This is a genomic window from Caulobacter sp. (assembly GCF_049283275.1).
Classification (GTDB): domain Bacteria; phylum Pseudomonadota; class Alphaproteobacteria; order Caulobacterales; family Caulobacteraceae; genus Caulobacter.
This window is the reverse complement of sequence record NZ_JBAPVS010000023.1, coordinates 1-15,214: the sequence shown is the minus strand read 5'-3', so window position 1 is coordinate 15,214 and position 15,214 is coordinate 1. Positions and strand designations below refer to the sequence as shown.

Sequence of the window (15,214 nt, the reverse complement as noted above, 5' to 3'; positions counted from 1 at the left end):
GCGACCGTTGGCGACCCGGGCCGGACGCACCGTGCGTATCGCCTGGCGCGCGCACTTTCCACGGCGCGCGGCGGTGGAAGCGGTGGGCGAGGTCATCGCCGCCCGCCTGCGCGGCTTCGCCGAGGGCGCCGCAGCGGGGACAGTCTAGGGCAGCGCTCTAGGGACAGGAGCCCCCCTCAAGCGGCGACCGCGGCCCCGCCGGGCATCAAGGCGCCCACGACCAGGCGGCTCAGCATGCGGCCTTCCAGAGGAATGATGGCGTCGATGAAGAGCTCGCCCGTCGTGTCCATGGCCGGAGGCTCCTGGAGAAGGGCCGCATCGACCATGAACGTCTCCTGGACGGCGTCGACCAGCAGCCCGACCATCCGGCTCTCGAACTGAACCACCACGATGACGTGCCGGGAGGACGTTTCGGTGTGACCCAGCCCCAGGCGGTTGCGCAGATCCAGAACCGGCATCACCGCGCCGCGCAGATTGATCACTCCGCGAATATAATCCGGCGTCTGGGGCATGGCCGTGGCGGGCGTCCAGCCGCGGATTTCGCGCACGACGCTGATATCGATGCAGAACTCCTGACCGCCGATTTCAAAAGAGATCAGCTCCAACTGACCCGGTCCCGACAACTCGGCCATCAAAACTCCTCCCAGGTGTCGACCTTGACCGCCGCATTGCCGGACGCGCCGGGGCGGGGGCTTGCGAAGGCCTTGATGCGCTGCTGGGCGGCGTGAACCGGCGACGGCGCGGGTTGCGGCCCGCGCCGGGTCGAAGCGGCGCCCTCGACCGCCCCGAACTGGAACTTGCCGATCAGGTCGCTCAGGGTCTGGGTCTCCGAGCGCAGCGTATGGGCCGCCGCGGTGGCTTCCTCGACCATGGCGGCGTTCTGCTGGGTGACCTGGTCCATCTGATTGACCGCGGCGTTGACCTCGTTGAGGCCGACCGCCTGCTCCTGGGACGAGGTGGCGATCTCCGAGATCAAGCTGTCGATCTGGGCGACCTTCTCGACGATCAGGGTCAGGGCCTGGCCCGTGTCGCCGACCAGCTTGACGCCGCGGCCCACCTGGGCGGTGCTGCCGGCGATCAGGGTCTTGATCTCCTTGGCGGCGTCGGCCGAGCGCTGGGCCAGGGCCCGCACTTCCTGGGCCACGACCGCGAAGCCGCGCCCCGCGTCACCGGCGCGAGCCGCCTCGACGCCCGCGTTCAGGGCCAGCAGGTTGGTCTGGAAGGCAATCTCGTCGATGACCCCGATGATCTGGGTGATCTGGCCCGAACTCTGCTCGATCTCACCCATGGCCTGCACGGCCTCGCGCATCACCGCGCCCGACTGCTCGGCGTCGACGCGCGTTCCCGAGGCGGCCGACGAGGCCTGCGTGGCGTTTTCGGCGGCGCGTTTGACGGTCGCGGTGATCTCGTCCAGGGCCGCGGCGGTCTCTTCGAGGCTCGCGGCCTGCTGCTCGGTGCGCCTGGACAGGTCGTCGGACGAGGCGCCGATCTCGTCGGTGCCGACGCGAATGGACGCGGCGGTCTGGCCGACCAGTTTCATCGTCGCCTGCAGCGTCTCAAGGGCGCGGTTGAAGTCCAAGCGCAGCTTGTCCAGTTCCGGGATGAACGCCTTGTCGATGCGCTGTTCCAGATCGCCTTGAGCGAGCGCCGTCAAGGCCGCCCCGATCTCACTGACGGCCTCGACCCGCTTGGTGACGTCGGTGGCGAACTTGACGATCTTCACGACCTTGCCGCCACCATCGAGGATAGGGTTGTAGGAGCCTTGGATCGTCACGACGCCGCCGCCCTTGGCGACGCGTGTGAACTCCGCAGCCTTATACTGGCCGCGCACCAGGCCCGCCCAGAAATCGGCATAGTCCTGGCTGTCGCGATAGGATGGTTCGGTGAACATCGCGTGCTTGCGGCCGACCACTTCGTCCAGCGTGTAGCCCATAGTCGTCAGGAAGTTTTCGTTGGCGTCGATGATCGTGCCGTCGACACTGAACTCGATCACCGCCTGGGACCGGCTGATCGCGGCGATCTGGGCGGTGTAGTCGAGATTGAGCAAACGCGCCTTGGCGTCGGCCCATTCGACCACGAAGCCGACGATCTTGCCGCCCTGCCGTTGCGGCGTCACCAGAAGGTCGAAAGCCAGAGCGCCGACCCGGATCGTGGCGTTATGCCGATCGGTCAGACGGGCCAGCATGTTGCGCTGATGCGACGGGTCCTTGTGGAAGACATCAATATTGCTGCCGATCAGCGTAGCCACGCTGAAATTGGGCAGCTCCTTGCGAATGTCCGCCTCGTTTTCCCGCAACAGAGCCTGCACGGCAGGGTTCATATAGATGATATTCAGCTTATCATCCGCCACCATGATATTGGCTTGCAAGACTTCCAGGATTTTGTTTCCGTCCTGAGATTTGCTGTTTCGCCCAAATGATTTGATCATTTTCCCACCAGACCGAATTTCAACTGTATTAAGAATGAAGGGCAAAAAACTGGACGCGCCGTTTCTGGTCCTAAGCTTTCAAAGTGAGGTTAACAAAACCCTGCCGCGGGGCTTTGATCGCCCGATTCGGACGCTTTGCCGCAGGCTGCGAGCAGACTTCAAGAGGATCGATTCAGCGGCGTCGCCAGGGATTGTGTTGTCTGGTCAACGACGACCAAATCCCGTGCTGAGGCGGGGCGCTACAGCGCCGACAGCGGCTCGGTCACCGCGCCGTAGCCGGCGTCCGGCTGGATCTTCAAGGACGGTCCGTCCACCCAGGGCTCGACGGTGACCAAAGGCCGCACCCGCGCCGCCGCGATCGCCGCCGTCGGGTTGGCGCTCTCCGCCAGCAGTTGCAGGTTCATCCGCGTGGGGAAGATCACCTTGCGCTGGCCCGAGGCCGCCAGCTCCAGGGCCTGACCCGGCGCTATCCATTCGGCGTCGACGGCCTCATGACCGTCGCAGATGGCCAGTTGCGCCAGGGGCGCGTGGGCGACGTAGAACCAGGTGTCGAAGCGCTTGGCCATCAGCGGCGGGGTGATCCAGCGGGCGAAGATGGTCAGGGCCGCCAGGTCCAGCTTAAGACCCAGCTCTCGCACCACGTCGAGGAAGGGCATGCGGTCCTCGGCCACCGCCGCCCGCACGTCGATCGCGGCCTCGCCGACATAGATCTGCCCCTCCGCGTCGCGGGCCAACAGCACGCCGGCCTCCTCATAGGCCTCGCGGATCGCGGCGATGCGCAGCGGCGCGCCGTCGGCGCCGACGCTCTCCCAGCCCGTGGCATGGTCAGCCCAGGCCGGATCGTGGTCGCCGATGTGACTCTTGCCGCCCGGAAAGACCAGGGCGCCGGCCGCGAAATCGATCTGGTGATGCCGCTTGACCATCAGCACTTCGAAAGCCGGCTCATCGCGCAGCATCAGGACGGTGGCGGCGGGGCGGATCGAGTCTTCAGCGCGCTCTGACATCCGGCGAGGTTGGCGCCGAAGCAGCGCGGCGGCCAGGGGTTTCGAACGGGTGTTTAGCCCCCTACTCCCGCTCATCCCGGCGAATGCCGGGATGAGCGGAACGATAAGGGCTTACCCCGCCGCCACCGCTTTCGCCCGCTCGCCCAGGCGATCGACGCGATCCAGCAGATAGTCGGAATCCTCGCGCGACACCGCCGGCGAGGCGGTCAGGAAGCGCTGGATCATGTGCTCCTGGAACCGCTCGCGATCGCCGGGGCGGCCGTCGTATTCCAGGGCATGGAAGGCGTCGACGCCGGCGCGGAAAGCCGCGAACAGGCGCGGCGGCAAACCCGCCCGCTCGCAGATCGCCTTCAGGCCCAGGGCTCCAGCGTCGTGGATCATCAGCCAGGTGCGGTGATGCGGCACGCCGGCCAGTTCGGCCACGCCCCATTCGAAGAAGGTCATGTGGCCATGCGCCAGGGCCCGCAGCAGCAAGGACGGCGACAGCCGGTCCACGCTTCGGAGGTGCGCGGCGAAGGCCTTGGTGTCGGCGGCGCGGCCGGCCTGATCGACGAGGTCGATCGTCGCCCGCTCCTTGGTGTCGAGGATCAGCTCCAAGGTGCGCTCGGCCGACAGCGGATGGGTGGCCAGGATGTGGTCGCGCAGGTGGTCGCCGACCATGTCGATCAGGCGCTCGGTCACCGACAGCGGCAAGGTCGAGCGATAGGCGATCGCGGTCAGCACTGCCTCGGACTTGGCGAAACGTTCCAGGGCCCGTTGCAGGGCGCGTTCGGACATCCGTGCGTTGTCGTTGGCGCAGACGGCGGCGACCACGTCCTCGGCCCCCTGTTCGACCAGCAGGGCCGCCACCTTGCGCGACAGCTTGGGGCGTTTGGCCACGGCCATCTGACGCACGGGGCCGCCCAGCCGGATGATCTCGGCCAGATCCTCGTCGCTGAACACCGGCGAGAAGCTGATGACCGGCAGCGACACGCTTTCGACGTCGCGGGCCAGGCGGTTGGCGACATCCTGCGGCAGGGTCGGCGAATTGCGCAGGGTCACGGCCAAGGCGCGACGCACCAGTTCGGCGGCGTCGGCGGCCATCACTCGCAGGATCTCGGCGGCCAGGGCGCGCTGCGCGTCATCCAGTTCGGCGCGGTCGATGGTGCGGCACAGCTTGTGGGCGGCCAGAGCCCGCTCGTCGGGCGTCGCGCCCTTCACCAGCATGCGGATGTCGTGTTCGGTCAGGGCGGCGCGGGTGGTGGCCATCGATCTTGCCTAAAGCCCACAGAACGGCGGGGAATCGGATCATCTCGCGTTATGCTTAACGATTGTTTGCCCGCAAAGCTGTGGGCGTTAACGATATGCCGTAACGCGGCGCAAACCGTGATCCCCTAGGGTCTGGGCTCACCAGCCTAGGAATCACTCCTTGTTCGTCGAGCGCCGACAAAACACCCCCACGGACGGCGGCGGCGACGCCCGTCTGGCGCTCGACGCCCAGACCGCGCTGCTGCCCTACGCGCTGGCCGTTTTCGCCGTCGCCCTGCCGATCTATGTCTGGGCCAGCTCGTTCGCGCGGAACGCCGGCTGGATGGCGATCAGCTTCGCGGTGTTCGCCATCAACTGGGGCATCTTCTACGGCGTGGTCGCCTGGCTGCGCACCGACGCGGCCCTGGAGCTGAAGCGCCGCGCGCGGGTGCAGGTGCTGTCGGGCCTGCTGTGGGCGGTCGCCGTCTGCCAGATGGCCGCGTTCGCCGACGGAGCGGGCGGCGCGCGCGAGACCCTGCTGCTGCTGTCGGCCGGCGCGGCCGTGATCTGCATCTTCTTCGCCGCGCCCTGCCTGCTGGCCCTGTTGCTGACCGCGCCCCTGGCCGCCGCCGGGCCGTTGTACCTGCTGTTCTCGCGGCCGCAGAGCGAGCGGGCCGGCGTCATGGCGTTCGGGGCGATCGCCCTGGCCATGGCCCTGTCGCTGGTCCTCAACCGCATGCTGCGTCGCCAGCACGCCCTGGCCCTGGCCCACGAAGCCCTGCTGGAGGAGCGGCTGGCGGTGCTGGAGTCCGCCGAGCGCGTCGCCCGCTCGAAGTCCGACATCGTCGCCACCCTCAGCCACGAGATCCGCAACGGCCTGACCGGCGTGACCCACGTGCTGGCGGCGGCCGCTGGAAAAGGCGGTCGCGCGGCCCCTTCGCGAGAACAATTGAACGCCGCCCTCGACGCGGCCCAGGACCTGGTCGCCGTGCTCAACGCCACCCTGGATTCCGAGATCGCCGAATCCGGTCGTCTGGCCGTCGACAGCCTGGCCTTCGAACCCGTCCGTCTGATCCGCGATCTGGTGCTGCTGGACCGTCCGCACGCCATAGCCAAGGGCCTCGAACTGGTCGTCCACGTCGAGCCCGACCTGGAGCACCGCCAGATGGGCGCGGCGGTCGGCGATCCCCTGCGGACCCGCCAGATCATCGCCAACATCGTCGGCAACGCCGTCAAATACACCGTGCGCGGCCGGGTCGAGGTCCGGGTCGAGCGGCGCGACAACCTGCTCGCCATCGAGGTGGCCGACACGGGTCCTGGCCTGTCGCGCGAAGAGCTGGACCAGGCCTTCCAGGCGTTCCAGCGCATCGAGCGCACCGGGGCGGGCGTCAACGGCGCGGGCCTGGGCCTGTCGCTGTCGCGCCAGCTGGCCAAGCTGATGGGCGGGGCGCTAGAGGCGACCAGCGCCGTCGGCGTCGGCAGCTGCTTCACCCTGACCTTGCCGTTCGACGAGAACGCGCCCTGCGGGATCGAACCCGCCAGCGAGACTCCGCAGCCGACCGAGGCCGCCGGCGCCCCGCCGCGCAACCTGCGGATCCTGATCGCCGAGGACGACGCCCTCAACGCCGCCATGCTGCGCGCCATCCTCGAGCAGCTGGGCCACCAGGTGGTGCACGCCCAGAACGGCCGCCGCGCCCTGGACCTGGCCCGGGTCTGCGACTTCGACCTGGTGATGGTGGACGGCCGCATGCCGATCCTCGACGGCCCGCAAACCGCCGCCGCGCTGCGCGCCCTGGACGGCTCCAATCGCCACGTGGCGATCGTGGCGGTGATCGGCGGCGACGCCGACGAGGCCCGCGAATGCCTGGACGCCGGCGCCGACACCGTCCTGCGCAAGCCCGTCAGCGTCGCGGCCGTGGCCCGCGCCGTGGCCGACGCGGCGGCCCTGGACCGCAAGAACGTCGCCGGCCAGGCGGCCGTCGCCTAGCGACGGGTTCAGCGAAAGGGCGAAGCGGTTTCGCGCCCGGAACCCGTCGAACGTAAACGCTTCCCAACAGACGTTTAAGTCGTCCACACTCACCGCAACGATAAGACACGGGAGGACGGGATGCTGCGCGATCTGCGGGTCATCGAGCTGGCCACCTATATCGCCGCCCCAGGCGCGGCCGGGATCATGGCCGACTGGGGCGCCGACGTGATCAAGATCGAGTCGCCCGACGGCGACCCGATGCGGGGCTTCTTCGACACCCTGGGCACGGATCAGGCCGCCAATCCGATCTTCGAGCTGGATAATCGCGGCAAGCGCTCGGTCGTGCTGGACATCCGCACCCCGGCCGGTCGCGACGCCGCCAAGGCCCTGGTCAAGGACGCCGACATCTTCCTGACCAATGTCCGCCCCGCCGGTCTGGCGCGAGCCGGGCTGGACCACGAGAGCCTCAAGGCGGTCAATCCGCGCCTGATCTATTGCAGCCTGACCGGCTATGGCCTGGAGGGTCCGGACGCCGATCGGCCAGGCATGGACGTGGCGGCCTTCTGGTCGCGGGCCGGCGTGGGCGCGATCACCGGCCCCAAGGGCGCAGAGCCCTTTCCGCTGCGCACCGGCATGGGCGACCATGTGACCTCGCTTGCGACGGTGTCCGCCATCCTGGCGGCCGTTCACGAACGTCACCGCACGGGCGTCGGCCGCCTGGTCGAGACCTCGCTGCTGCGCACCGGCGTCTATGCGATCGGCTCGGACATGGCCATCCAGCTGCGGTTCGGGAAACTGGCCTCGACCCGGCCTCGGCGTGAGGCGGTGCAGCCCCTGGCCAACTTCTTCCAGACTCGCGACGGCCGCTGGATCTGCCTGCTGGCCCGCCAGGGCTCCACCGATTGGGCGCGGATCGCGACGGCGGCCGGGCGGCCGGAGCTGACCGAGGACCCACGCTTCACCAGCGCCCGCCTGCGCCGCGAGAACGGCCCGGCCCTGATCGACATTCTCGACCAGGCCTTCGGGGCCATGGACTATGCGGAGGCCGCGCGGGCGCTGGACGCCGGCGACCTGACCTGGGCGCCCTGGCAGACGCCGCGCGACCTGGTGACCGACCCGCAGGCGGCGGCGGCCGGCTGTTTCGTGGAGACGCCCGACGGCAAGGGCGGGACCTTCCCAGCGCCGGCCGGTCCGGCGCGGTTCCCGGGCGCGGAGGACGGGCCGAGAGGGCCCGCGCCGGGGCTGGGCCAGCACACGGCTTCGGTCTTGGCGGAGATCGGGTGGTCGGAAGCGGAGATCGTGGGGGGGGATCTCTGACCGCTAGCTCCCAATCTTCCGCTCATCCCGGCGAATGGCGGGACCCAGATGGACCGGCTTTGAGCTTGACGCCAAGGGCCCTGAGTTCTTCCAGACCGCCACACCGCTAAGGGATCTGGGTCCCGGCATTCGCCGGGATGAGCGGATCATAGAAAGCTGAAGCCTACCGCTGGCTCTTGGCGCCGTCGCTGGCGTCGGACAGCACCCGCAGCATTTCCGACGAGAACATCGAGCTGGCCATCCGCTGGGTCGACGAACCGCCCTTCGAGGCGAGGTTGAAGCCGTCGTCGGCGTCCTGCGAGCCGCGCAGGATCAGGCTGACCAGCGCTTCCTGCTGCTGGATGCGCTCCAGCCGGCGGCCGGTGGCGTATTGGACGAAGCCCTGATCGGCGGCCGGCGTGGCCGCCGGCGCGGCGTCTGGAACACCGCCGCCCGTCCGGGTCAGGTTGGCGTAGACCTCGCTGACCGTGGCCGCGCGGCCTTCGCGATAGAAGATCGATCGGTTGGCGGCCGCCGCGTCCGGGAACATGGCCGCGGCGCTGGCGCCGGGCGAATTGCCGACGGCCTCGATCAACCGGGCCGAGCCCTGAGGGCCCAGGAAGTGAGCGGCGTAGAGCTCGCCGGACGTGGGCGAGCGCCCCACCCGGCCGCGCAGATACGAGGCGTGGTCGCTGGCCAGTTCGCCGGCCATCAGCGAGGCGGCGTGGGGGTCCAGCTTCAGACCCAGCACCGTCTTGCGGGCCTCGTCGCCGCTGACCCGGTACTTGCCGTCCGCGCCCTGTTGGATCAGGTCGGCGTAGCGGGCGTAGCCGTACTTGGCGCCGTGCTTCTTCAGGGTCGACAGCCAGGTCTGGTCCACGAACTGGAACAGGCCCGAGGCCGACGACGTCCGCGCCTTGGCGGCCGGGTTGTAGCCGCTCTCGCGCTTGGCCGTGCCCATCAGGAACGAGAAGTCGACGCCCGTCGCGCTGGACGCGCGCTGGATCGCCGACTCGACGACACTGCGGATGGAGGTGACATTCGCCATGCCCGAAGATGTGGACGCGCATGGTTAATCAGGCCTTAACCAAGCCCACCAACCCGGCAGAATTTGCCTGTGGCCGCTCGTCGCAGCTACGCGTGTAGAAAATCTACGTTCGTAATATTTACAACCGTAATTCAACGTGACAGGCTTCCTTCATCGACCCCGGCTTCTTCAAGGCGGTCGATGCTGAAGGAGGTTGTCATGGTTGCGTACGAAGGCACGGTCGGTTCCTACATCCCCGGTTCGGACACCCCGCGCGGCAAGCCGTCCAAGGCCCTGGTCGCGGCCTTGGTCGTGGTCTCGGCCGCCCATGCGGGCGTATTCGCCTACCTGGCCTACCAGAAGTTCATCCCGCCGATCACGCGGGACTACCCTGCCCCGCCGACGACGATCATCGAACAATGGAAGCAACCTACGCCGCCGCCGCCCGAGGTGGACAAGCCCAAGCCCGTCCAGTCGAACCCGGTGATCCCCCGTGAAGCTGTGCCGACGACCCAGACCGAGGTCAGGCCCTTGGTCGTGCCAGAGGTCAAGCCCACGGAAATCAAGGGAACGGGAGCATTGACGTTCACGGACAAGGCCTCGGACGGCGACCCGCCCGCTCAAGCCCAGCCCAGGATCGTGACCCGCCCCAACTGGCTGAAGAAGCCCGGTGCCTCGGAGTTCAGCCGCTTCTATCCGGAAAGCGCCATGCGGCGCGGCGTCGGCGGCATGGCCACCCTGAACTGCACGGTGGCCGCCAACGGCGCGATCCAGGCCTGCAGCGTGCTGGACGAAACGCCCGCCGAGGAAGGCTTCGGCAAGGCGGCCGTCAAGCTGTCGCGGTTCTTCCGGATGAGCCCGCAGATGGAGAACGGCCAGGCCGTCGACGGGGCCAGCGTCCGCATCCCGATCCGCTTCAACGCGGCCGAGGGCTAGGAGCAATCGAGATTCAAGCGCCGTGCGTTCTCCTCGTCCTTCGACACGCTCAGGATGAGGAGAATGGCGGACATAGTGCAGCTAAGCGATACTCGCTAAATTCGACTTCATCCTGAGCGTGTCGAAGGACGAGGTCGTGCACGGCGCCTGGGTGTCGATACCCCCTAAGGGCAGTCCGCGCCGGCGCGCATGTCCGGCGGCGCCCATCGGCCCGGGGGTTTCGTTCAGCTCACAAGTCCCCCAGAGCCGCCAGATAGGCGCAAAACATGTCGGCCATGGCGTCGGCGTAGGTCGCGATCTCCGCGTCGGTTCGAGGCGTCTCCGAGAACGCCTTGCCGACCTGGCTCAGGGTCGTCTTGATCAGGTCGCCGGCCAGGGCGCGCGTCGCCTCGTCGGCCGCCGGCAGAGCCTCGCGCATGAAGGCGCCGACGATGTCGCTTCCCGAAACCCGCACGGCCTGCGCCTCGGGCGCGTCGCGATACAGCGGCGCGGCGTCGTTCAGCGCCACGCGCATCTGCGCCTCCTCGCATTCCGAGCGGACGAAGGCATGGACCAGGGTCCGGAGCCGCTCGGGCGGCGACCGCGAGGCGTCCTCCAGCACCGCCCGCAGCAGATCGGTCGTCTGGCGCCATTCATCGGTCTGCAGGCGAAACAGGATCGCGGTCTTGTTGGGAAAGTACTGGTACACCGACCCGACGCTGACCCCGGCCTTCTCGGCCACCCGCGCGGTGGTGAAGCGCGCCGCCCCCTCCTTGGCCAGAACCTGAACAGCCGCCTCCAGAATGGCCGCGACCAGCTCGGTTGAGCGGGCCTGGCTGGGCTGTTTTCGCGAGGAAATCCGGGGACTTGTGCGTTCGGTCACGGCGTGGTCCGGCAATGCGAATAGGAAACACGACGAATTAGTCGCATTTTTCGACCCGGCGCAAGGACGCGCCTTTTCGCACCGGAAATTCGATGACCACCCTGACCACCTCTCCCGTCGCGCCCCTGCTGGACCGCCTGTTCGCGGAGGCCGCCGCCACCTCGCCGATGGACCATCCGGCGGCGGCCGCCATGACCGCCGAGGATCTCGCGCGCCTGATGCGCAGCAAGACTGACTATCGTGACTTCTATGGCCAATTGAAGGACTTCCCCCTGGCCGTCTCACGGGACACTGGCGTGCTGCTCTACATTCTGGCGCGGGGTGCCGGCGCCCGGGCGATCGTCGAGTTCGGGACCTCGTTCGGCCTGTCCACGCTCCACCTGGCCGCCGCCGTGCGCGACAACGGCGGCGGCGTGGTGATCACCAGCGAGTTCGAGCCGTCCAAGGCGGCGCGGGCTCGCCAGAACCTGGCGGCGGGCGGTTTGGCCGATCTGGTGGAGATCCGCGAGGGCGACGCGCTCCAGACGCTGGGCGTCGATCTGCCCGAGACGATCGACCTGGTGCTGCTGGACGGCGCCAAGGCGCTGTATTCCGACATCCTGGACCTCCTGGAGAGCCGCCTGCGGCCAGGCGCCCTGATCGTCGCCGACAATGCCGACTACTGCCCGGAATACATGGAGCGCGTGCGAGCGCCGGGCGGCGGCTACCTGTCAGTGCCGTTCGCCGAGGACGTGGAGCTGTCGATGCGGTTGGGGTGAGATCGCACCCACTTGCCCCCACCTGACCGCTTCGCGGTCTGTCCGCCCCCTATGGGGGCGGAAGACGCGCGCGGCGCCGGCCGGTAAGCCTCTTCCCCCTATGGGGGAAGACGACCGCGAAGCGGTCCGTAGGGGGCAAGTGATAAGCCCATGGAGTCCACAAAAGGACCCCCTCAATAACTCTTCGGCAGGCCCAGAACCCGTTCGGCGATGAAGTTCAGGATCATCTCCCGGCTGATCGGCGCGATCCGGGCGATCATCGCTTCGCGGAAATAACGCTCGACGTCGTATTCCTTGGCGTAGCCCATGCCGCCGTGGGCCAGAACCGCGCTCTCACAGGCGGTGAAGCCGGCTTCAGCGCCCAGATACTTGGCGCCGTTGGCCTCGGCCCCGCAATCCTGGCCGCGGTCGTAGAGGGCGGCGGCTTTGAAGGCCAGCAGGTTGGCGGCCTCCAGCTCGGCCCAAGACCGGGCCAGCGGATGGGCCACCCCTTGGTTCTGGCCGATGGGCCGACCGAACACCACCCGCTCCTTGGCGTAGGTCGTCGCCTTGGCCAGGGCCGCGCGCCCCAGGCCGACGGCCTCGACCGCGAACAGCACCCGCTCGGGATTGAGGCCGTGCAGCAGGTAGGCGAAGCCCTTGCCCTCCTCGCCGACCAGGTCGTCGGCCGGCACGAACAGGTCCTCGATGAACAGCATGTTACACTCGACCGCCTTGCGTCCCATCTTGGGGATCGGCTTGGCCTCGATCTTCTCGCGGTCGGTGTAGAACAGGGAAAGCCCCTGGGTCGGCTTGGCGCACTGGTCCTTGGGCGTGGTCCTGGCGATGATCAGGATCTTGTTGGCGCGCTGGGCCCCGGTCGTCCAGATCTTGCGGCCGTTCAGCACATAGCCGTCGTTGGTGCGCTCGGCCCGGGTCTCCAGGCTGGAGGTGTCCAGGCCCGAATTGGGCTCGGTCACGGCGAAGCACATCTTGTCCTCGCCCGAGATCAGGCGCGGCAGGTGCTTGGCGCGCTGGGCGTCGGTGCCGAACTTCACGATCGGCATGGGGCCGAAGATGTTCAGGTGGATGGCGCTGGCGCCCGAGAAGCCCGCGCCCGACTGGGCCACGGTCTGCATCATGATCGCCGCCTCGGTCAGGCCCAGGCCCGCCCCGCCGACGCTCTCGGGCATGGCCACGCCCAGCCAGCCGCCTTCGGCGACGGCGGCGACGAACGCCTCGGGGAAGATCCCGGTCTCGTCGGTGCGGCGCCAGTACTCGTCGTCGAAGTCGGCGCACAGCTTGGCGACGCCCTCGCGGATGGCTTCCTGCTCCTCGGTCAACCAGAATCCGCTCATTCGCCCCTGCCCTTTTCGCGTTGTCGCTCAGGTCCTCGAGAAGCGCCGCGCATCGAGCGAGGCGGCGTCCGGGCCTGGGTTATCACCTTTCAGATACGCCGCGACCAGATCGGCCACAAGCGGGGCCAGCAGCCAGCCGTTGCGACGAGCCCCCACGGCCAGCATCACGCCGGGCGTCGCGCTCCAGCCCACCAGGGGCAGGCCGTCGGGCGTGGCGGCCCGCACGCCGACCTCGGTGGTCATGACCGCCCCCGCCAGCTCGGGGCGCAGGCGGATCGCCGCCGCGCGCAGGCCTTGCGTCGCCGAGGGATCGACGGTCAGATCATCGCGGCCCGCCTCCATGGTGGCGCCGATCGCCGGACTGTCGCCGGGCGCGATATAGACCCCCTCGCCTCGGATCACCGGTCCCGTGGCCGGTCCCCGGTCGGCGCGCAGGATCTGGCCCTTGATCGGGCTCAGGATCTTCAGTTCCGGAGCCAGGCCGGAGGCGTCGGCCGCGCCGGTGGCCAGGACGACGGCGCGGAAGGCCGGGCGATCGTCGGGGATGAAGGCGCGCGTCTCGAACGCTCCGCCCAGGGCCTCGAAAGTGGTCCGCAGGGCGGCCAGGGCGGGACGAGCCTCGATCCGCCAGTCCTCGGCATCGATCAGAACTCCGTCGAGGCGCTGGAACGGGGCGCCCAGAGCCTCCAAGCGTGCGGCCACACCCGCCAGCCAGCCAGCCTCGCCCTCGATCCTCAGGCCGTCCCGCAGGATTTCCAGGTCCAGCCCCTCGGCGAAGGCCGGCCACAGGTCGCGGGCGCGCCGCAGCAGCGCCAGATGCGGGGTCGAGACGGGGTCGAACACGGCTTCGGCCAGCGGAGCCAACATGCCGGCGGCCACCCCGGACGCGTTGTCGCCGGGGGGAGCGGGATCGAAAAGCGTGACGTCGAATCCGGCGCGCGCCAGGGTCAGCGCCACGGCCGATCCGATCGCGCCGGCGCCGGCCACCGCCACCCGCGCGCGCAGCTTGGTCTCCATGGGCGGCAAACACCCTTGCTCGCGCCAAACGTCAAGCCCGCGGAACCATTTTACGGCCGCGCCGGACATGTCAGAGGCGTGACTAACGCAACTGCATGGGTCTATCCTGTATTAACCAAAGCTGGACCACACGCGCCCCTCAGAGGCTGGGCGCGTGGTCGCCAGGAGGAACGTGACGCGGATGACCGACAAACTCTCTTCCGACATGGCGCATCCCGTCGATCTCTATGTCGGGGCGCGTCTTCGGATTCGTCGCAAAGTCCTGGGCTTCAGCCAGACCCAGCTGGCCGAGGCCCTAGGCATCACCTTCCAGCAAATTCAGAAATATGAGCGGGGCGCCAATCGGATCAGCGCTTCCAAACTCTACGAGGCCGCGCGTCTGCTGCAGTCGCCGGTGTCCTATTTCTTCGAAGGCCTGGATGAGACCGCCCAGGGTGCGGCGGACGATGGTTTCGCCCAGCGCATGACCCAGTTCGTGGCCACGCCGGAGGGGCTGGAACTGGCTGGTCTCTTTCCACGGCTCAGCGACCGGCGGCTGCGGCGCCGGGTCGTCGACCTGGTCAAGGCGATGGTCGACGACGGGCCGGGGGCGATCGCGCCCTAACGGCGCTGCGCCGCATTTTCCAGATGTCCGATCGCGCAACGAAAAAGCCCCGGGGAGGAACCCGGGGCTTTTCGACGTCTTGCGATGGTACCGCCTCTCAGGCTTGAACTGAGGACCTCCGGTTCCACAAACCGGCGCTCTAACCAACTGAGCTAAGGCGGCGCATCGCGAGGGAGTGTCTTTAGTCGGACGCGCGGACCGGATCAAGCGCCGAAACAGCCCTCTCCGCACGAAAACGCCCCGGAGCATAACTCCGGGGCGCTCGTTTCTTGGCCAGTCGTCCGGGTCCCTAGCGGGGGACCGTGAAGACGATCGGGATCGTGATCTGACCACCATCCACCGGAGCGCCGTCAAGCGTCTTCGGTTTCATGCGGAACAGTCGCGACAACTTAATGGCCGCGTCGCCGAAGCCGTAGTCCCCCGGGTTTTCCGACACGACCGAGCAGCCTTCCAGCGACCCCTTGGCGGTGACGGTGCACGACAGTGTCGCGCGGCCGCCCACTTCCATCCGCTGAGCGCGGTCGGGGTAGTAGCGAGCCATGTCCTCGCCGCTGGGCTTGCGGGCCCAGTCCGGACGCGTGATCACCGAAGCCCGAACCGGAGCCGCAACGGGCGGCGCGGCGGAGATCACCGGCGGAGCCGTTTGCTCGACCCGCTCCTTGACGGGCGGAATCGGCAGAGGCGGCGGCGGCGTGATGTCCGGCGGCGGCGCGATCGGCGGCCTCGGCTGCACCACCGCGGGCGGTGGT

14 protein-coding genes and 1 tRNA gene are annotated in these 15,214 nt (G+C 68.5%); 5 read left to right on the top strand and 10 right to left on the bottom strand.

The annotated features are described in order from the left end of the window. Positions 1-176: 176 nt before the first annotated feature. From WAL33_RS01285 to spbR, 4 genes are all read right to left on the bottom strand, one after another. Complete coding sequence (locus tag WAL33_RS01285; RefSeq protein ID WP_422177713.1) at positions 177-632, bottom strand: chemotaxis protein CheW; 456 nt, start codon at positions 630-632, stop codon at positions 177-179. Further along, positions 632-2,320: a methyl-accepting chemotaxis protein gene (locus tag WAL33_RS01280; protein ID WP_422177711.1), complete on the bottom strand. Its 1,689-nt coding sequence runs from the start codon at positions 2,318-2,320 to the stop codon at positions 632-634. Before WAL33_RS01280 ends, WAL33_RS01285 begins: the two co-directional genes overlap by 1 nt. A gap of 347 nt (positions 2,321-2,667) precedes the next feature. After that, on the bottom strand, positions 2,668-3,432 hold the full coding sequence (locus WAL33_RS01275) for an NUDIX hydrolase (RefSeq protein ID WP_422177709.1): 765 nt from the start codon (positions 3,430-3,432) through the stop codon (positions 2,668-2,670). A 111-nt stretch (positions 3,433-3,543) separates the two neighbouring features. Then, on the bottom strand, positions 3,544-4,680 hold the full coding sequence (gene spbR, locus WAL33_RS01270; RefSeq protein ID WP_422177707.1) for a pole-localized protein SpbR: 1,137 nt from the start codon (positions 4,678-4,680) through the stop codon (positions 3,544-3,546). A 160-nt stretch (positions 4,681-4,840) separates the two neighbouring features. Between spbR and WAL33_RS01265 the strand changes: the two genes are divergently transcribed. Together WAL33_RS01265 and WAL33_RS01260 are read left to right on the top strand one after the other, a co-directional pair. After that, the gene (locus WAL33_RS01265) at positions 4,841-6,646 is read left to right on the top strand and encodes an ATP-binding protein (RefSeq protein ID WP_422177705.1); all 1,806 of its coding nucleotides are present in this window, start codon (positions 4,841-4,843) and stop codon (positions 6,644-6,646) included. 120 nt (positions 6,647-6,766) lie between these two features. Beyond that, a complete protein-coding gene (locus WAL33_RS01260) occupies positions 6,767-7,945 on the top strand; it encodes a CaiB/BaiF CoA transferase family protein (RefSeq protein ID WP_422177703.1) in 1,179 nt (392 codons plus the stop codon). A gap of 163 nt (positions 7,946-8,108) precedes the next feature. Here the strand turns inward: WAL33_RS01260 and WAL33_RS01255 are convergent, their stop codons facing one another. Next, positions 8,109-8,972, bottom strand: coding sequence for a transglycosylase SLT domain-containing protein (locus WAL33_RS01255; RefSeq protein WP_422177701.1), 864 nt, complete (start codon positions 8,970-8,972; stop codon positions 8,109-8,111). A gap of 198 nt (positions 8,973-9,170) precedes the next feature. On the opposite strand from WAL33_RS01255, the gene WAL33_RS01250 reads away from it, so the two are divergent. After that, positions 9,171-9,887, top strand: a complete 717-nt coding sequence (locus WAL33_RS01250; protein ID WP_422177700.1) for a TonB family protein — start codon at positions 9,171-9,173, stop codon at positions 9,885-9,887. Between the two features lie 229 nt (positions 9,888-10,116). On the opposite strand, the gene WAL33_RS01245 is transcribed toward WAL33_RS01250, so the two are convergent. Next, on the bottom strand, positions 10,117-10,749 hold the full coding sequence (locus WAL33_RS01245; RefSeq protein WP_422177698.1) for a TetR family transcriptional regulator: 633 nt from the start codon (positions 10,747-10,749) through the stop codon (positions 10,117-10,119). A gap of 92 nt (positions 10,750-10,841) precedes the next feature. On the opposite strand from WAL33_RS01245, the gene WAL33_RS01240 reads away from it, so the two are divergent. After that, on the top strand, positions 10,842-11,507 hold the full coding sequence (locus tag WAL33_RS01240) for an O-methyltransferase (protein WP_422177696.1): 666 nt from the start codon (positions 10,842-10,844) through the stop codon (positions 11,505-11,507). Positions 11,508-11,680: 173 nt separating this feature from the next. On the opposite strand, the gene WAL33_RS01235 is transcribed toward WAL33_RS01240, so the two are convergent. Beyond that, positions 11,681-12,844, bottom strand: a complete 1,164-nt coding sequence (locus WAL33_RS01235; protein ID WP_422177694.1) for an acyl-CoA dehydrogenase family protein — start codon at positions 12,842-12,844, stop codon at positions 11,681-11,683. 27 nt (positions 12,845-12,871) lie between these two features. Next, a complete protein-coding gene (locus WAL33_RS01230) occupies positions 12,872-13,861 on the bottom strand; it encodes an NAD(P)/FAD-dependent oxidoreductase (RefSeq protein ID WP_422177692.1) in 990 nt (329 codons plus the stop codon). 181 nt (positions 13,862-14,042) lie between these two features. On the opposite strand from WAL33_RS01230, the gene WAL33_RS01225 reads away from it, so the two are divergent. Then, entirely contained in the window at positions 14,043-14,465 is a 423-nt protein-coding gene (locus WAL33_RS01225; RefSeq protein WP_422177690.1) for a helix-turn-helix domain-containing protein, read from the top strand. An 85-nt stretch (positions 14,466-14,550) separates the two neighbouring features. On the opposite strand, the gene WAL33_RS01220 is transcribed toward WAL33_RS01225, so the two are convergent. Together WAL33_RS01220 and WAL33_RS01215 are read right to left on the bottom strand one after the other, a co-directional pair. After that, a tRNA-His gene (locus tag WAL33_RS01220) sits at positions 14,551-14,627 on the bottom strand. 127 nt (positions 14,628-14,754) lie between these two features. After that, positions 14,755-15,214 (bottom strand): energy transducer TonB (locus tag WAL33_RS01215; protein ID WP_422177688.1); only part of this gene is annotated, 460 nt, incomplete at its 5' end.